General features: G+C 71.4%; 15 protein-coding genes. 4 read left to right on the top strand and 11 right to left on the bottom strand.

What is annotated here, in order from left to right:
* Window positions 1-106: 106 nt before the first annotated feature.
* The 3 genes from QRN26_RS01965 to QRN26_RS01955 form a co-directional block, all read right to left on the bottom strand.
* Window positions 107-1,666, bottom strand: coding sequence for an APC family permease (locus QRN26_RS01965; RefSeq protein WP_056776708.1), 1,560 nt, complete (start codon window positions 1,664-1,666; stop codon window positions 107-109).
* 148 nt (window positions 1,667-1,814) lie between these two features.
* Window positions 1,815-2,474, bottom strand: a complete 660-nt coding sequence (gene ubiE, locus QRN26_RS01960; RefSeq protein ID WP_235522525.1) for a bifunctional demethylmenaquinone methyltransferase/2-methoxy-6-polyprenyl-1,4-benzoquinol methylase UbiE — start codon at window positions 2,472-2,474, stop codon at window positions 1,815-1,817.
* A gap of 108 nt (window positions 2,475-2,582) precedes the next feature.
* Entirely contained in the window at window positions 2,583-3,263 is a 681-nt protein-coding gene (locus QRN26_RS01955) for an SDR family NAD(P)-dependent oxidoreductase (RefSeq protein WP_285035061.1), read from the bottom strand.
* 101 nt (window positions 3,264-3,364) lie between these two features.
* Between QRN26_RS01955 and QRN26_RS01950 the strand changes: the two genes are divergently transcribed.
* Together QRN26_RS01950 and QRN26_RS01945 are read left to right on the top strand one after the other, a co-directional pair.
* A complete protein-coding gene (locus QRN26_RS01950; RefSeq protein WP_056776712.1) occupies window positions 3,365-4,207 on the top strand; it encodes a helix-turn-helix domain-containing protein in 843 nt (280 codons plus the stop codon).
* Between the two features lie 89 nt (window positions 4,208-4,296).
* Window positions 4,297-5,535 carry an isochorismate synthase gene (locus QRN26_RS01945; protein WP_285035059.1) on the top strand — a complete coding sequence of 413 codons (1,239 nt, stop codon included), beginning with the start codon at window positions 4,297-4,299 and terminating at the stop codon, window positions 5,533-5,535.
* 50 nt (window positions 5,536-5,585) lie between these two features.
* Here the strand turns inward: QRN26_RS01945 and QRN26_RS01940 are convergent, their stop codons facing one another.
* From QRN26_RS01940 to QRN26_RS01930, 3 genes are read right to left on the bottom strand one after another with little or no spacing between them, the layout of a single operon-like run.
* On the bottom strand, window positions 5,586-6,449 hold the full coding sequence (locus QRN26_RS01940) for a polyphosphate kinase 2 family protein (protein ID WP_285035058.1): 864 nt from the start codon (window positions 6,447-6,449) through the stop codon (window positions 5,586-5,588).
* A gap of 51 nt (window positions 6,450-6,500) precedes the next feature.
* Complete coding sequence (menD, locus tag QRN26_RS01935) at window positions 6,501-8,237, bottom strand: 2-succinyl-5-enolpyruvyl-6-hydroxy-3-cyclohexene-1-carboxylic-acid synthase (RefSeq protein WP_285035057.1); 1,737 nt, start codon at window positions 8,235-8,237, stop codon at window positions 6,501-6,503.
* A complete protein-coding gene (locus QRN26_RS01930) occupies window positions 8,234-8,653 on the bottom strand; it encodes a PLD nuclease N-terminal domain-containing protein (RefSeq protein ID WP_082455611.1) in 420 nt (139 codons plus the stop codon). The genes menD and QRN26_RS01930 overlap by 4 nt, the downstream gene beginning before the upstream one ends.
* A 71-nt stretch (window positions 8,654-8,724) precedes the next feature.
* Here QRN26_RS01930 and QRN26_RS01925 point away from each other — a divergent pair, with 71 nt between their 5' ends.
* Entirely contained in the window at window positions 8,725-9,072 is a 348-nt protein-coding gene (locus tag QRN26_RS01925; protein WP_285035056.1) for a DUF4229 domain-containing protein, read from the top strand.
* Window positions 9,073-9,074: 2 nt separating this feature from the next.
* Here QRN26_RS01925 and QRN26_RS01920 read toward each other — a convergent pair whose 3' ends face one another.
* The 5 genes from QRN26_RS01920 to QRN26_RS01900 form a co-directional block, all read right to left on the bottom strand.
* Window positions 9,075-10,109 carry a 1,4-dihydroxy-2-naphthoate polyprenyltransferase gene (locus QRN26_RS01920; protein ID WP_056013943.1) on the bottom strand — a complete coding sequence of 345 codons (1,035 nt, stop codon included), beginning with the start codon at window positions 10,107-10,109 and terminating at the stop codon, window positions 9,075-9,077.
* A gap of 39 nt (window positions 10,110-10,148) precedes the next feature.
* Entirely contained in the window at window positions 10,149-12,290 is a 2,142-nt protein-coding gene (locus QRN26_RS01915) for an acyltransferase family protein (protein ID WP_285035055.1), read from the bottom strand.
* 129 nt (window positions 12,291-12,419) lie between these two features.
* Window positions 12,420-13,595: an AMP-binding protein gene (locus QRN26_RS01910; RefSeq protein WP_285035054.1), complete on the bottom strand. Its 1,176-nt coding sequence runs from the start codon at window positions 13,593-13,595 to the stop codon at window positions 12,420-12,422.
* Between the two features lie 39 nt (window positions 13,596-13,634).
* Window positions 13,635-14,561: a 1,4-dihydroxy-2-naphthoyl-CoA synthase gene (locus QRN26_RS01905; protein WP_056776729.1), complete on the bottom strand. Its 927-nt coding sequence runs from the start codon at window positions 14,559-14,561 to the stop codon at window positions 13,635-13,637.
* A 16-nt stretch (window positions 14,562-14,577) separates the two neighbouring features.
* Window positions 14,578-16,065, bottom strand: a complete 1,488-nt coding sequence (locus tag QRN26_RS01900; RefSeq protein WP_056013934.1) for a hypothetical protein — start codon at window positions 16,063-16,065, stop codon at window positions 14,578-14,580.
* 71 nt (window positions 16,066-16,136) lie between these two features.
* Here QRN26_RS01900 and QRN26_RS01895 point away from each other — a divergent pair, with 71 nt between their 5' ends.
* Entirely contained in the window at window positions 16,137-17,114 is a 978-nt protein-coding gene (locus tag QRN26_RS01895; RefSeq protein ID WP_056013931.1) for an o-succinylbenzoate synthase, read from the top strand.
* The last annotated feature ends 29 nt before the right edge of the window (window positions 17,115-17,143 follow it).

Raw genomic sequence — 17,143 nt, 5'->3', positions numbered from 1 at the left:
GCTGAACGAGACCGGGTGATGCGCCCTTCGACAGGCTCAGGGACCGGAGGGAGGCGCGGGGACTGGAGGGAGGCTCAGGGACCGGAGGGAGACTCGGGGACCGGGGTCAGGTGAGCCCGCCGTCGACGGAACGGCCGTACTCGATCGGCTCATCCGGCACGAGCACCTCCGTGTCGCGGTTGAGGCTCTCGCCACGGAAGAACGGACGGGAGGCCTTCCGCGTGTACCAGAGCAGCATGAGCACGAAGCCGAAGGCGAGCGACCCGACGCCGATCACGAACGTGCCGCCCACACCGAACAGCACCGTGTAGCCGTAGTCGACGTCGAACATGTCGATGCAGCTCTGCACGAAGGCATAGGTGAGCATGAGCGCGCCGAGGAGCGGGAAGAGTCCCTTGAAGAAGAAGTCCTGCGCCGAGCGGAACAGCACCTTCCGGAAGTACCAGACGCAGGCATAGCCGGTGATGCCGTAGTAGAACGCGATCGCGAGCCCGAGCGAGAGGATCGAGTCCGCGAGGATGTTCTCGCTGACGAACGTCATGCCGACGTAGTAGACGATCGCCACGATCCCCATCACGAGCGTCGAGAACGACGGCGTCTTGAACGTGGGGTGCACGGTCGAGAACCGCTTCGGCAGCGCGCTGTACGCCGCCATCGAGAGGGTCCCGCGCGCGGTGGGGAGGATCGTCGTCTGCGTCGAGGACACCGCGGAGATCAGCACGGCGACGACGAGCACCCACGCCCACGGCCCGAGGACCAGGTCCTTGAGGGCGAGGAAGATGTCGTTCGCGTTGTCCTCATTGCCGAGGCCCGTGCCGGTGTCGCCCAGGCCGGCGTACGCCATGGCGGCCACCGTGACGGTGACGTAGGTGACCAGGAGGACCACGGTGGAGATGAGGGCGGCGCGACCGGGGATCTTCTGCGGGTCCTTCGTCTCCTCGTTGAGGGCGAGGCAGGTGTCCCAGCCCCAGTAGATGAACAGGGCGAGCAGGACCGCCTCGATGAAGCCGTGGTAGTCGGTGAAGGCGAACGGGTTGAACCAGTCGAGGGAGATCGGCGTCGCGTCGGGCGCGGTCCCGTTCGCGACCCCGATGAAGGCGAACACGGCGAACAGGACGAGCGCGAGGTACTGCACGGCCAGCAGGATGTTCTGGATCCGCTCGCCGAGCTCGATCCCGCGGTACGAGACCCAGGTCATGAGCGCGATGAAGACGACACCGGTCGCCGTCACGAGCGGCACGTTCGAGGCGAGCGAGCCGTCTCCGATGAGCAGCCACAGGTACTGTCCGGCGATCTGCGCGAGGTTGGCGAGCACGACGATGCCGGCGAGTGCGACGCCCCACCCGCCGATCCATCCGGTGACGGGGTTGAAGGCCTTCGTCGCCCAGGTGAAGGTGGTGCCGCAGTCCGGCACGTCGCGGTTCAGCTCGCGGTAGGCGAAGGCGATGAACAGCATCGGGATGAAGGCCACGATGAAGGCGATCGGCGCTTGGGCCCCGACGGCGAGGACGACGAACCCGAGCGTCGCGACGAGCGAATACACCGGAGCGGTCGAGGCCAGACCGATGATCACCGAGCCGAACAGCCCGAGCGTGCCGGTGGCGAGTCCCTTACCGCCGGTGGGCGGTCCCGACTGCGAAGCGCGGTCCGTGTCCTGTGCTGTCATGACGGAACGGTAGGGCCGGGCGCACCCGTGTGTCAATGCTCCCGTTCGGGCGGGCACAACGGAATCCGTCGCCCAGACGCCTTCAGGACGCCGGGATCGGTACCGCTTCGTCGGCCCGGGCGCGGGAACCCGCGGGCCGATCGGACGATCAGGCGGGCTTCAGCCCACGGTGCAGGGCGACGATCCCGCCGGTGAGGTTGCGGTAGGCGACGTGCTCGTAGCCCGCCTCGCGCAGCCAGGCTGCGAGCTCCGGCTGGGTCGGCCAGGCGCGGATCGAGTCGTTGAGGTAGGTGTAGGCCTCGGCGTTGGACGAGGCGACACCGGCGACGATCGGCATGACCTTCTCGAGGTAGAGGTTGTACGCGGCCCGCATCGGGGCGAACGTCGGCGTCGAGAACTCGCAGATGACGATCCGGCCGCCGGGCTTCGTGACGCGGAGCATCTCGGCGAGCGCGTCCTTCGGTCGGACGACGTTGCGCAGGCCGAAGGAGATCGTCGTGGCGTCGAACTCCTCGTCCGCGAACGGCAGGGCGGTGGCGTCGGCTTCCACGAACTGGATGTCGGAGCGGTCCGCGTACTTCTCGCGCCCGACGGCGATCATGCCGGGCGAGAAGTCGGCGGCGACGACCTGGGCACCGTTGCGTGCGAGGGCCGCCGAGGAGGTGCCGGTGCCCGCGGCGAGGTCGAGGATGCGCTCCCCTGCTGCGGGCCCGACGGCACGGGTGGTGGCGATCCGCCACAGGGCGTCGTTCCCGACGGAGAGGACCGCGTTCATGCGGTCGTACTTCGTCGAGACGTCGTCGAACATGGCCGAGACCTGCTCGGGCTGCTTGGAGAGGTCGGCGCGGTTCACCCGTCCATCCTACGTCCGCCGCCCTGGGAGCCGGCCGTTCCGATGCGGCTCCCAGGCACGCGCTCAGTACGCGATGCGTCCGTGCCGGCTGTGGAATTCGCCGGTGGGTCCGTCCGGACCGAGGAGCGCGAGCGACACCGTGGCGTCCGTCCCCTCGGTGACCGTCTGGTGACCGCCGTGGCCGTTGAAGTCGGTCGCCGTGTATCCGGGGTCGCTGACGTTCACCCGGAACGTCGGCAGGTTCTTCGCGTACTGCACGGTGAGTGCGATGACGGCCGCCTTCGATGCGGCGTACGGGATGGTGGGGACCCCGTACTCGTCGGCGCCCTCGGTCGTGAGGAAACGCGGCCACCCGACGCCGGACGCGACGTTGACGATGACGGGTCGTGACGATCGGCGCAGGAGGGGCAGTGCGGCCTGGGTGACCCGGACGATGCCGACGACGTTGGTGTCGAGCACCTCCTCCATCGACGCCGGTGTGAGGTCGTCGACGCCGAAGGAGGTGCCGAGGACGCCGGCGTTGTTCACGAGGACGTCGAGCTCCGGAAGGGAGGCGAACGCCGTGTCGACGCTCGCCTGATCGGTGACATCGAGCTGGACGGGACGGGCTCCGAGGGCGGCGACCGCGTCACCCCGGCTCACGTCGCGCATGCCGGCGTAGACGGTGTGGCCGGCTTCGAGGAGTCGGCGGGCGGTCTCGAGACCGAGGCTCTTGTTGGCCCCGGTGATCAGTGTGGTGGTCATGTGTCCATGCTGGTCCCGTCATCGTCGGCTCACCAGGTCCCCGTCGACAGGAGGACCGGCAGTACCACGATGCGGGCCGCCGGCGGGGGCACAATGGCGGCATGGATGAATTCGCGGGCGTACTCCGGGCCTGGCGCGAGCGCGTCTCCCCCGCCGAGGTGGGGCTCCCGGCCGGTCCGGGGCGACGCACCGCGGGCCTCCGGCGTGAGGAGCTCGCCGCACTGGCGGGGATCAGCGTGGACTACATCGTGCGGCTCGAACAGGGACGCGCCAGGAACCCGTCGCCGCAGCTGCTGCGAGCGCTGGCCGTCGCGCTCCGGTTGACGGATCAGGAACGCGACCACCTCTACCGGGTCGCCGGGGCCGCACCACCGGTGGCGGGCGTCGTCCCACGGCACATCGGCCCCGGTGTCCAGCGCATCGTCGACCGCCTGGCCGACGTCCCGCTGGCGGTGTTCTCCGCAGCCCACGACATCCTCCTCTGGAACCCGCTCTGGGCCGCGGTGAACGGCGACCCCTCCGCGCTCAGCGTCCCGGACCGCAACCTCGTGTGGCGGTACTTCACGTCCGGGCACGAGGGAACGGACTTCGACGAGCAGCACGAGGAGGAGTTCGCGAGCGACCTGGCAGCGGACCTCCGCGCCGCGGTGGGTCGGTACCCCCACGACGATGAACTCGGCCGCCTCGTCGCGCGACTGCGGTCGGTCTCGCCCGAGTTCGAACGACGCTGGTCGGAAGCCAGGGTCGCGGAGCATCGGGCGAGCCGCAAGACGGTCACCCGCACCGCGGTCGGCCCCATCACGGTCGACTGCGACGTCCTGTCCACCCCGGGCGCGGACCTGCGCATCGTCGTCTACACGGCGGCCCCGGGCAGTCAGGACGCCGAGAAACTCGCCCTCCTCGGGGTGACCGGGCTGCAAGCGCTCGCGCCGGCGGTCGGCTGACCACGAGCCCCGATACCAGCGAACGGTTGGGTTCACGCGGGCGTCGGCGACGGGGAGGGACGGCCCGCCCACAGGCGTAGGGTTGAACGGTGACCATTCCCCTGACCTCGTCACTGGTCGCCCAGACCGTCGCCATCGACGACCCGCGCCAGCTCCTCCCCTTCGCCGACCAGACGTCCCCGCTGCTCTGGGTAAGGAAGGGACACGGCCTGGTCGGACTCGGCGAGGCGCTGCGACTCGAGTTCTCGGGCCCCGACCGCTTCGCGAGCGCCGCAGCCGCATGGCGCGAGGTGTGCGCCGCCGCGGACGTCACCGACGAGGTGCGACGACCCGGCACCGGCCTCGTCGCGTTCGGGACCTTCGCGTTCGACGACGAGTCCTCCGCGACGAGCGTCCTGATCGTGCCACGCACCATCATCGGCCGGTACGCGGACGCCAGCTTCATCACGCGCGTCCGGCTGAGCGGGGACATCGACGACGTCGAACCCCACACCACCGGGTACGGCCCGGAGTACCGCATCCAGCTGGTCCCCGGCGAGCAGTCCCGCGACGGCTACGTCAGCGCGGCGGAGCAGGCGATCACCCGCATCCAGGCCGGCGAGCTGAGCAAGGTCGTGCTGGCACGCGACCTCACCGGGCACCTCCCCGCGGAGGCCGACCGCCGCCGGGTCCTCCACGACCTCGCGCTCGGGTACCCCGACTGCTGGACCTACGCGGTCGACGGATTCATCGGTTCCAGCCCGGAGACGCTCGTCCGGGTGGACCGTGGGGCCGTCTCGGCCCGCGTCCTCGCCGGAACGATCTCGCGTGGACTCGACGCCGACGCCGACCGCGATCAGGCGCTCGCGCTCGCGACGAGCCGGAAGGACCAGGACGAACACCGCTTCGCCGTGCGCTCGGTACTGTCCGCCCTCCGGGAGCACAGCCCGGAGCTGCGGAGCGGCGAGGCGCCGTTCACCCTGAAGCTGCCGAACCTCTGGCATCTCGCGACGGACATCGAGGGCCGACTGTCCGACGGCTCCTCCTCGCTCGACCTCATGGACGGCCTCCACCCGACGGCCGCCGTCGCCGGCACGCCGACCCGCGACGCGGTCGCGCTCATCCGCGAGCTGGAACCGTTCGACCGAGGCCGGTACGCCGGACCGGTCGGCTGGGTCGACGCCTCGGGTGACGGCGAGTGGGCGGTCGCCCTGCGCTGCGCGCAGATCGCGCCGGACGGCGACATCACGGCCTACGCGGGCTGCGGCATCGTCGCCGACTCCGACCCGACGTCGGAGCTCCTGGAGACGAAGATGAAGTTCCGCCCGATCGTCGAGGCCTTCGCCTGAGTCGAGACCCCGCCTGAGCCGACGCCGCGCCGGACCCGGACCAGCGTGCGTCAGCTCGCCGCGAGTCTCGCCTGTTCGACGGCGATGTCGTAGTCGGCCTCCGGCCACTGCGGGTCGATGTCCTCCAGGGCGTCGAGGAGCAGACGCTGCACGGCGATGCGTGCGTACCACTTGCGGTCCGCCGGAACGACGAACCACGGGGCGACGTCGGTGCTCGTCCGCTCGAAGACCGTCTGGTACGCCTCCTGGTAGGCCGGCCAGAGCTCACGCTCGTCCACGTCGCCCGGGTTGTACTTCCAGTGCTTGTCCGGGCGCTCGAGACGCTCGGCGAGACGGGCCCGCTGCTCGTCGGAGCTGATCTGCAGCATGACCTTCACGATTCGCGTCCCGCCCGCGACGAGCCCGGCCTCGAAGTCGTTGATCGCACCGTAGCGGCGTTCGATCTCCGCAGGTTCCGCCAGCTGCCGCACCCGGCCGATGAGGACGTCCTCGTAGTGCGAGCGATCGAAGACACCGATCTGTCCGGGCATCGGGACCTGGGACTCGATCCGCCAGAGGAAGTCGTGGGCGCGCTCCTCCTCCGTCGGCTTCTTGAAGGCGTGATGGTGCACCCCCTGCGGATCGACGGAGCCGACGACGTGCTTGACGATGCCGCCCTTGCCCGCCGTGTCCATCGCCTGCAGGACGAGCAGCACCGAATCCGGTGCGCCCTGCGTGCTCGCCGCGAAGAGTCGCTCCTGCAGCTCGGACAGCTCGGGCACCCCTGCGGCCAGCTCGTGCACCCCCTGCTGTTTGTCGCCGTCGAACCCTGGTGTCGACGCGGGGTCGACGTCGGCGAGCCGGAAGCCCTCCCCCACGCGGAGCGTGTCTCGAGGGGGTGCCGTCCAGGTCGATGCGTGCTTCGATGCGCTCATCCGCCCATTGTGGCCGGATCCCGGCCCGGAAGTCGACCCTCGACCGAGCGGTCAGGCTCGTGGCAGCGGCACCTCGATGAGGACGGGTCCGGTCACCGGCGCGGTGAACGCCTGGTCGAGCTCCGCCCGGGTCGTCGCCTGGCGATACTCCCAGCCGTAGGCGGTCGCGAGCGACTCCAGGCGGACCTGCTGCGGGGTGTACTGCACCCGGTCGAACAGCTCACTCGGCGCACTGCGCGCGACTTCGAGCCCGTCGAAGATGGTGCCGCCGCCGTCGTTCCCGACGATCACCTGCAGGCGCGGCGCGATGCCGTCCTCGAGCAACAACGCGCCGACGTCGTGGAGGAACGCGAGGTCGCCGAGGAGCACACGCGTGACACCGGGTCCGCCGTCGGCCTGGCTCGCCAGCGCGATCCCGGTGGCGGTGGCGATGGTGCCGTCGATCCCGGCGAGGCCGCGATTGGCGTGGACACTGATCTTGCGTCCCGGGACCAGCCCGTCTGCGACCCTGATGAGTCGCGACGCACCGACGACGAGGCGGTCGTGCGGCCAGGTCGCGCGCCAGACGGCGTCGACGAGGACCTCGCGGGTGACCGGGAGACGGACGGCCTCGAGCTCGGCCCGCACCGAGGCGAGGCGCTCGGACGGCGTGGTCGAGTGCAGGCCCGCGAGGTCGGGTGCCGCCGGAGACGGGTCGACGACCCGCTCTCGGGATCCGACGACCCAGGCTCCGAGCCAGGCACGGTCGGTCGGCCCCGGCTCCACGGAGACGGAGGAGACGATGTGGTCGGCGCGTCGCCCGGGGTTGTAGACCTCGGCTCCGGCGGGGGCGACGATGATCGTCTCCACCCGGTCCTGCTGGAGCAGAAGTGGGACCTCACGGCTGAGGGTCGGGTGGCCGAACACGACGACCCGTTCGACCGCCTCGCGGTACTCGTCCTCCCGGAGCAGCTCGCGGTAGGCGGCGATGACCTGGCGTCCGAACCTGGCCCCGCTCGAGACCTCGGCGATGAGCGGCCAACCACCGTCGGCGGCCAGCTGCTCGGCCGCCGGGCCGGCGTCGTGGCCGGCGACCACCAGGGTCCTCGGTCCACGCTCGAGCACGAGCCGGGGACGTCCCGGGTAGAGCGGATGCTCGTCCGCCGTGACGCGCTGCGCGACCGTCGCATCGGCCTCGTCGTCCAGCTCCGGGTCGAAGGCACCGGACAACGGCTCGCGGTAGGCGAGATCGAGGTGGACCGGACCGGGGTCGAGGATGCCGGTCGCCGCGTCGTAGGCCTCGCGCGCAAGCCCGCGCGCCGCCCGCTGCTCACCCTCGGCACCCGTCGGGGCCTCGGCGACCACCGCGAGGCGTGTCGCGGAACCGTAGAGGTCGTCCTGCCGGGTCGTCTGGTTCGCACGGACCCCGTGGGCCTCGGTCGGCCGGTCGGCGGTGAGGACGATCAGCGGCACACGCGACTGGTGCGCCTCGAGGACGGCGGGGTGCAGGTTCGCCGTCGCGGTCCCGGAGGTGGTGATCACGACGGCCGGCCGGCCGGTCTCGACGCCCAGTCCCAGCGCGAGGAACCCGGCGACCCGTTCGTCGATCCGCACGTGCAGGGCGACCCGTCCCGCGGCCGCGAGTTCCGCCGCCGCGAGCGCGAGGGCCTGGGAGCGCGATCCTGGACACACGACGATGTCGGAGACGCCGGCCGCCACGAACGCCCCGAGGAGCGCCGACGCGGATGCGCTCGCCGGGCTCGCCGAAGGGGCCGAGCCTGCGGGCTCGGGTGCTGCGGGCGGGGTCACGAGGCGCTCGGTGCGCCGGGCGGTTTGCGACCGGGGCCGTCGTCAGGGGTGTCGGATTCGGGTGCCGGGTCGTCGTGGGAGCCGCTCCCGCTGCCACCGGGCTCGTCGTCGAAGCGCTTCAGCTCGTCCTCGAGATCGCGGATGCGCTTCGCCTGGTTGCGTTCGGCATCGAGCTGCTTGAGGAAGTCAGGGTCGTCGTCGGGTGCGGAGCCGCGTGGCGCCGCCTTCGGTGCGCGGACCCGGCCGATGATCCACCAGAGCAGACCGCCGATGACCGGCAGCAGGAGGATGGCGATGATCCACGACGGCTTGGAGATGCCCCGGACGCGGTCTCGGGGCATCGTTGCGCAGTCCACCACCGAATACACGATGAAGACGACTGCCGCGACGGCGAGGCCGATCCAGAGACGAACCATGTCTCCATCGTAAACGCCAGGTGACGTGATTGCCTGGGGTTGCCTTCAGGGACGACGCCTAGACTTGACTGGTGAATCGCGTTCCCGCCGCCGTCCGGTACACCGTCCTCCGCCTGCTGGCGTTCGCGGTGCCGCTCCTGCTCCTCGTCTTCCTCACGGGCCTGCAGCCCTGGATCGCCGCGATCATCGCCGCGATCATCGGGCTCTGCGTCTCCTACATCTTCCTGCGCACCCCGCGCGAGACCGTGGCGCAGGAGCTCTTCGCCCGCCGACACGGCGACAAGCCGGTGCCGCACGACGACGAGGACGCCGAGGACGCGGCGCTCGACGCGGACACCGTACGCACCCCTCGCTCCGACGAGGCCACGAGCGCGGACGGACGCGCGGCGTCGACGCCTGAGGAGCAGCAGGGACGCTAGCGTCAGGCGGCGATGCCGGGCGTGTAGAAGAACGCCAGGCCGAGCACGACGCCGAACACGAGCTGGACGAGTCCCGTCAGCTTGAGCGCGAGGATCTGCTCCTTCGCGGTCGTCGAGAACAGCACGATGACGCAGGCCGGGAGCGCGGCGAGCAGGCCGAACATCGCGAGCCACGCGACCGGGTAGAACAGCGCGAGGAAGCCGGCGATGACGAACGGCACGAGCAACAGGACGCAGTAGAGCACCTTCGAGGCGATGCGCCCGATGAAGGTGGACAGCGTGCGCTTGCCGACCGCCCTGTCCTGCTCGAGGTCGCGGAGGTTGTTGACGACGAGCGCCGCGCAGGCGATGAGGCCGGCTCCGATCGCGCCGAACCATGCCTCCTGGTTGAGCCGACCGACCTGCACGAACGTCGTGCCGAGCGTGGCGACGAGGCCGAAGAAGACGAACACGAAGACCTCGCCCAGCGCGAAGTACCCGTAGGGGCGCTTGCCTCCGGTGTAGAACCAGGCGGCGACGATCGCGACGGCTCCGACGAGCAGCAGCCACCAGAACTGGGTGAGGATCGTGAGGACGATGCCAGCCACCGCGGCGATGCCGAAGAACACGAGCGCGACGGCGAGGACGGCCTTGGGCTTCGCCGCGCCGGAACCGGTCAGGCGGCTCGGGCCGACCCGCTGGTCGTCCGTCCCGCGGACCCCGTCGGAGTAGTCGTTGGCGTAGTTGACGCCGATCTGCAGCGCGAGGGCGACGACGAGGCAGAGCAGTGCGCGGACCGGGTGGTAGACGCCGGGGCCGGCGATGATCGACGCGGCGCCGGTACCGATGAGGACGGGTGCGACCGCCATCGGAAGCGTGCGGATCCGCGCGGCTCCGACCCAGTCGCGGAACGTTGCCGGCTTCGCGAGCGGGACCTTGCGCCCGCCACCACGCGCCGGGTTGCCGGATCGTCCACCGTTCGCCCCGCGTCCCGCGGTCGGGCGCTGTGCGGACGTCTTCTGCTGTTTCGGCGCTGCCGGCCGTGCTCCATGTGCCACGACGGCGAGTCTACCCGCGGAGCCCTCCGGCGGATCTCGTCACAGCGCGCCGGCCGCCTGGAGCGTCTGGAGGACGGCCGGAGCGATGTGCTCGGCGAAGGCCGGAGTCAGGTGCACCCGGTCGTACTTCGTCGGCGTCGTCCCCGCGAAGGCCGGGCACACACCGTCGACGCAGCTGAAGGGCAACGACGAGATGAACCGCTCCCCCGCTGCCGCCGCGGCCGATTCCGAGGCGGTCGCGAAGTCGGTCCACGCGGCGTCGACACCCACCGCGCAGTCCTGCGGACTCGAGACCCGTGAGTAGCAGGATCCGAGCTCGGCACCGAGCGGCGGTGGGGCGAGGAGCACGACCCGACCGGGGACCTGGTACGCGGCCGTCTCGGCGAGCGTCGACGCGACCATCGCCGCCGCGTCCAAGGCGCGTCCGTCGGTCGAGCGGCCGTCGGTGAACGCGTTCGAGACGATCACGAGGTCGGGCTGGTCCGCGGCGATGCGCTCGGCGATGTCGTGCTTCCGGGTCGGGCAGTCGTCCATGACGCCTGCGCCGCTGTTCTGGACGAGGTCCTGCGTGAACCGGCACCCGTACAACCCCATCGTGGTGATCCGCAACGCTCCACCGCTCTGGTCCGCGATGGCTCGGAACGCCGGAGCGTAGGCGAGCGCCGTCGAGTCACCGACGAGGTACACGTGCTTCGGGGCACCGGCGTCGCCCCAGGTGCAGGACCCCGCGTCGGGCGTCGCACCGATGTCGAAGCACGCCCGCGCCGGATTCGTGCTCGAGGTCGCGCTGATCGCGTCGTCGAGGCTCGGTGACAGGTCGTCCGGCCAGCTCGTCGCCTCGGTCGCGAGCTGCAGCTCCCCCGCGATGCTCTGCAACGGATCCCCCACCGGTGCAGCCACGGCCGCCGGCCCTCCGGCGGCGACCGGCATGCGCAGTGCGGGCCCGAGCACGATGACGGCCAGTCCGGCGACAATCACCAGACCGACTGCCGAGTACAGGAACTGCTGACCGAACCGGTCCCGCCACGCGGTCCAGGCGGCCGCGCGCCCCTCAGTGTCGCCGCGGAACGTGCCGACGAGCGGCATCCGATGCAGGGGCTGCTCCACGAGCAGGAAGGACAGGACGGAGATGCAGCAGATGAGCGCGAGCATCCCGGGGACCGTGCTCAGGGCGGTGCCGGGCACGAGCATCGGGACGAACACGAGGATCGGCAGGTGCCAGAGGTAGACGGAGTACGAGATGGCCCCGAGACCGGTGCTCACGGGGTTGCCGAGGGGGAACATCCATCGGGAGTAGCTCGGCCCGGCACCGGTCCCGGCGGCGATCAGCAGCAGCGCCGACGCGACAGGGGCGAGCGCCCAGGGGCCGGGGAACCCGATCGACCCGGTGATCGGCAGGGCGGACGCGACGACGCCCGCGAGCCCGGCCCACCCGGCGATCACGCGGACCGCCATCGGCATGCGCGCGAGCAGCGGGGCGCACACCGCCAGGAGCGCGCCCGCCGCGAGCTCCCAGACGCGGGCGCCGGTCGCGAAGTAGGCGGCCTGCGGTGCCGCCGCGGACTGCCAGACGGCGAAGGCGAACGACGCCGCGACGATCACCACGAGGACGATCCCGACGACGATTCGTGAGCGGAGGACCGGCCGGGCCCCCTTGGCCGCGATCGCCAGGAGGATGAGGAGGAGCAGTGGCCAGACGAGGTAGAACTGCTCCTCGATGGACAGCGACCAGAAGTGCTGCAGCGGTGAGGCCGCGTCCGTGGCGTGGAAGTAGTCGGTCCCCGACGCCTCGAACCGCCAGTTGGACACCAGCAAAGCCGCCGACACCGCGTCCCACCAGGTCGACATCGCCCGCGGCGTGTTGAACAGCCACGACGCCAGGGCGGCGGTCGCGGCGAGGACCACGAGCGCTGCCGGCAGGATCCGTTTGATCCGCCGACCGAAGAAGGCCGGCAGCGAGATGCGTCCGGACCGCTCGTGCTCACGGAGCAGCAGGCCGGTGATCAGGAACCCGGAGATCACGAAGAAGACGTCGACACCGATGAAGCCACCGGCCGGCCACCCGGTCGCGTGCGCGAGCACCACAGCGGTCACCGCGAGGGCCCGCATACCCTGGATGTCGGCGCGGAACGCCGCCGTCGGCCTGGTGGGCGTGGTGCCCGTGTCGCTCGTCGTCGTCACCTGTCGTCGTCCCCCGGCTGCGGCCACTCGTCGACGCGCATGGGAGAGCTTGCCGTATGCGAGAACGACTCGCAAACCACCGCCACGGCACGGCGAAGGGAAGCGTCGGCGGGGGCGTCCCGTCTGGCGTCAGCCGAGCCGTGCGCGGAGCGCGACCACGTCGGGTTTGCCGCTCGCCAGGAGCGGCAGCTCGTCCACACGCACCAGCCGCGCGGGGCGTGCCGGGCGTCCGAGCGCCTCGGCCACCGTGCTCCTGGCCGTCTCGAGGAGCACGTCGTCCGCCCGTCCCTCGACAGCGGGGTCGCGCTCGGCGACGATCACCGAGGCCTGGCCGAACCGCTCGTCGGCGACGGCGATGACGACCGCCTCGGCGAGGCCGGGCACCGACCGCACGGCCGCCTGCACGCGGTCGAGGGAGATGTTGACGCCGCCGCTGATGATGACGTTGTCCGCGCGACCGGTCACCCGCACGACGCCCTCCGTCAGTTCGGCCGTGTCCCCGGTGCGGTACCACCGGCGCCCGCCCTCGTGTGGGAACGCGGCGGCCGTGCGGTCGGGCTCGCCGAGGTATCCCTCCGCGAGCACCGGCCCGGCGAGGAGGAGTTCGCCGTTCGACAGGCGCGCCTCGACGCCGGGGAACGGCACCCCGTCGTAGAGGCAGCCACCGGCGGTCTCGCTGGAGCCGTAGCTCCGCACGACGCGGAGGCCGAGCGACGCCGACCGTTCGAGGAGCGCTCGCGGGGTGGCCTGGCCTCCGACGAGCAGCCCCGCCAGGCCGCCGAGCGTGTCGCGCATCGAGGCGCTCTGCTCCGCCGCCTCGACCAGGAGTCGCAGCTGCGCGGGGACGAGCGCGGCGAAGCCCGCGTCGGCGGAGATCGCCTCGACGTGTCGCGAGAACACGTGGGGGTCGAACGATCCGGCCGGCAGCTCGATCGGCGTGGTTCCGGCGACGATGGACCGGAGCAGCACGTTCACGCCCGCGATGTAGTGCACCGGCAGCGCGAGGATCCACTGGGAGGACCGTCCATCGGCGTCGGTCCCGCCGAGCACCGTCGCGGAGCCGTTCGCGCTCGCCAGCAGGGCGTCCGCCGTGAGCGCCACCCGCTTCGGGACACCGGTCGAGCCCGAGGTCTCGATGACGAGCGCGACCCGGTCGTCGACCGAGACCGGCGCGGCGGTGGGCGGCGGCGCGACGACCCCGGTCTGCACCGGCAGGACCGCCGGTCCGGATCCGTCGAGCGCCGCCTCGAGCGCCGAGGACATCGCCGACGCGGTCGCCTCGACGGGATGCAGCGGACGGGTCATCCCCTCAGCGTACGCCGGGTGCCGCGCCGCACGACCGCCTCAGAACTGCCAGGGGAAGGGCGCCCAGTCGGGGCTGCGCTTCTCCAGGAACGCGTCCCGACCCTCCACCGCCTCATCGGTGCCGTAGGCGAGCCGGGTGGCCTCCCCGGCGAAGACCTGCTGGCCCACGAGGCCGTCGTCGACGGCGTTGAACGCGAACTTCAGCATGCGGATCGCCGTCGGCGACTTGCCGAGGATGGTCCGCGCCCAGGCGACACCCGTCTGCTCGAGCTCGGCGTGCGGGACCACGGCGTTGATCGCGCCGGCCTGCAGCGCGCGTTCCGCGTCGTACTCCTGCGCGAGGAAGAACACCTCGCGTGCGAACTTCTGTCCGACCTGGCGGGCGAAGTAGGCGCTGCCGTACCCGGCGTCGAAGGAGCCGACGTCGGCGTCGGTCTGCTTGAAGCGTGCGTGCTCACGACTCGCGATCGACAGGTCGCACACGACGCCGAGCGAGTGTCCGCCTCCCGCCGACCAGCCGGGCACGAGGTTGATGACGACCTTCGGCATGAATCGGATGAGTCGCTGGACCTCGAGGATGTGGAGTCGGCCGTTGCGTGCGGCGTCGATCCCGCTCGCCGTCTCGTCGTCGGCGGCGTCGTCGCTCGCGTAGCGGTAGCCGTCGCGGCCGCGGATGCGCTGGTCGCCGCCCGAGCAGAACGCCCAGCCGCCGTCCTTCGCGCTCGGCCCGTTGCCGGTGAGCAGCACGACCCCGATCGTCGGGCTCTGCCGCGCGTGGTCGAGCGCGCGGTACAACTCGTCGACGGTGTGCGGGCGGAAGGCGTTGCGCACCTCGGGACGGTCGAAGGCGATGCGGACGAAGCCGCCCTCGCGCGCGACGTGGTACGTCAGATCGGTGAGGTCCTCGAACCCCGGCACGACGTCCCAGATCTCCGGGTCGAACAGTTCGGACACACGATCGCTCATGCGTCCAGCCTAGGCACTACTTCGGCTTGTCGAGGTCCGCGTAGGGTTCGAGGGCCGCGAGGTAGTCCGCACGGTCGGCCTCCTTGAGGAGCGCGTAGGAGTCGAGGTGCAACTCGATGCCCTCCAGCGCCATGCCCGCGGTGACGTCGAACTGGCGGTCCTTCGCGACGGTCCCCGCGCGGTCGAGGGTGAGGTCGACGATGCTCGCGCCGAAGCTCCCCGCGCTCGTGATGGCGCCGTAGGTGTGGAGGTCCCAGAGCGCCTGGGTGTCGAGCGTCTCGCCGCCGTACTGCTCCGTGAGTTCGCCGGGTTCGCGCCACGACGACGGCGCGTTCTGCAGGTCCAGGTTCGCGATGCCCGAGCGCAACAGGACCCCGCGGATGATCTCGACGACCCGCGACTTCTCGTCGAAGGTGCGGACGGTCGTGGTCGTCTGCCACACCGGTGCCGTGTACTCGTAGAGCATCGAGTCGCCGCCGTAGCCGTTGTGGTCGAGCTCACTCTCGGCCGGCTGTCGCTCCACCCACTCGAAGCCGAACTCGGCGGTGAGGGCGGTCCGGATGTCGGAGAGGACCGTCTCGGAGCGGTCGACGAACGCCTCGTAGCTCGGTCCGTCAAGGGTCTCCTTGGCGTCCACGTAGGCGGAGCCGGGATAGGTGTCCCAGATGGGGTCGTGGTCCTCCTCGCGCGCGCCGCCGGCAGCGGACTGGCCGCCCGACCGGTCGAACACGAGGCCGCCGACGGTCATCGCCGTGACCGGGTTGACGACGAGGAGCAGCACGAGCGCCACGACGCCCGCGCGGCGTGCCCTCCGTCGGATCACGACGATGCTCGCGACCACCAGCACGAGCTGGACGAGCCCGACGACGACGAGCGCCGTGACGACCGCCCAGGCGCCCTCGCCCGGTCGGTACACGACGGCGAGCAGGGCGGCGAGGAGGGTCACGGCGACGACCGCCAGGAGCAACATCGCTGGGGAGAAGGCCGAGCCGCCCGGCCGCGCCGGCTGGGATGTGCTCGCGCCCGGCGCGGCCGCGTCACGGCGGGCCGGAGCCTCCGATTCGGGATCGACGGCGTCCGAGACCACGACGGGCGTCTTCGGGCGCGCGGCCTTCGACCGGGCAGCGTCCGATCGCGCGGCCCTTCGAGCGCGGCGAGCCGATGGGCTCGCTCGTTTCTGCCGTCCGCGCGAACCCGGGCGGCGGAAGCGGGCGGTCGCCGCCTCGAGATCCTCCGCCGTCGGTTCGGACGCGGATCCCGGCTCGACGGCGGGCGGGCTCGTCAGCGGCGCGGTCGGCGATCCCCCGGGGACCGGCGGGGCGTTCGGGTCGCGTGGCCCGGACGCCTCGGCGGCGGCCTCGACCGGGCCGTCGGGCAGCTCGACGGGCTCGGACTCGGCGACGGATTCGAAGATCGGCTCCGGCACGCTGAACGTCCCCGGCTCGTCCGCGGGCACACCACGGCCACCACCGGGCGTCGGCTTGCGTCGGGAGAACAGCGGCACGCGTCCGATTGTGTCACGACCGTCCACCGGCTCCCCGAGGGGCCGCGCATCGGAGGGTGCAGGATAGGGGCATGCTCGCCACCATCGACGATGTCCTCGCCACAGCCCGCGTGGTCTCGATCCCGCTGCGCGTCCGCTTCCGCGGCATCGACACCCGCGAAGCCGTCCTGTTCCGCGGGCCGGAGGGATGGACGGAGTTCTCCCCCTTCGTCGAGTACGACGACGACGAGGCCACCGCCTGGCTTCGAGCCGCCATCGACTTCGGCTGGTCGGCGTCCCCGCCGCTCAACCGGGACCGCATCCGCGTCAACGCCACCGTCCCCGCCGTCGGCGCGGACGACGTCGCGGCGATCCTGTCCCGCTTCCCCGGTTGCCGGACCGCGAAGGTGAAGGTGGCCGAACGCGGCCAGGTCCTCGCCGACGACGTCGCCCGCGTCGCCGCCGTCCGGAAGGCCATCGGACCGGAGGGCCGGCTGCGAGTGGACGCCAACACGAACTGGAACGTCGACGAGGCCGAGCACGCGATCCGTGCCCTCGAACCGTTCGACCTCGAGTACGTCGAACAGCCGTGCGCGACCGTCGCCGAGCTCGCCGAGATCCGTGAGCGCGTCTCCTCCCTGGACGTCCCCATCGCGGCCGACGAGAGCGTCCGGAAGGCGGAGGACCCCTTGGCCGTCGCTCGTGCCGGAGCCGCCGACCTGCTGGTCGTCAAGGCGCAGCCACTCGGCGGCGTCCACGCGGCACTGCGCATCGCCGGGGAGGCAGGACTGCCGATCGTGGTGTCCAGCGCGCTCGACACCTCGGTCGGGATCTCGATGGGAGCCCACCTTGCAGCAGCACTGCCCGAACTCGACTACGACTGCGGGCTCGGGACGACCGCGCTGCTCGGCGGCGATGTGACCACCAGCGCGCTGGACCCGGTGGACGGTGGCATCGCGGTGCGACGCGTGGAGGTCGACGTCGACCTCCTCGACCACTTCACCGCGTCGCCGGAACGCACCGCCTGGTGGCTCGACCGGCTGCGACGGACGCACGCCCTGATCGGCTGACGCCCGCCCGTCGACAAGCTCAGGGACCG

This window comes from Plantibacter sp. ME-Dv--P-095, from assembly GCF_030209365.1.
In the GTDB taxonomy this organism is placed as follows: domain Bacteria; phylum Actinomycetota; class Actinomycetes; order Actinomycetales; family Microbacteriaceae; genus Plantibacter.
This window is presented reverse-complemented; position numbering and strand designations above follow the sequence as displayed.

Coding starts and splice junctions, on each gene's coding strand:
- QRN26_RS01965 (WP_056776708.1), bottom strand. CDS start 1,666: ATGACAGCACAGGACACGGACCGCGCTTCGCAGTCGGGACCGCCCACC.
- ubiE (WP_235522525.1), bottom strand. CDS start 2,474: ATGTTCGACGACGTCTCGACGAAGTACGACCGCATGAACGCGGTCCTC.
- QRN26_RS01955 (WP_285035061.1), bottom strand. CDS start 3,263: ATGACCACCACACTGATCACCGGGGCCAACAAGAGCCTCGGTCTCGAG.
- QRN26_RS01950 (WP_056776712.1), top strand. CDS start 3,365: ATGGATGAATTCGCGGGCGTACTCCGGGCCTGGCGCGAGCGCGTCTCC.
- QRN26_RS01940 (WP_285035058.1), bottom strand. CDS start 6,449: ATGAGCGCATCGAAGCACGCATCGACCTGGACGGCACCCCCTCGAGAC.
- QRN26_RS01930 (WP_082455611.1), bottom strand. CDS start 8,653: ATGGTTCGTCTCTGGATCGGCCTCGCCGTCGCGGCAGTCGTCTTCATC.
- QRN26_RS01910 (WP_285035054.1), bottom strand. CDS start 13,595: ATGACCCGTCCGCTGCATCCCGTCGAGGCGACCGCGTCGGCGATGTCC.
- QRN26_RS01905 (WP_056776729.1), bottom strand. CDS start 14,561: ATGAGCGATCGTGTGTCCGAACTGTTCGACCCGGAGATCTGGGACGTC.
- QRN26_RS01895 (WP_056013931.1), top strand. CDS start 16,137: ATGCTCGCCACCATCGACGATGTCCTCGCCACAGCCCGCGTGGTCTCG.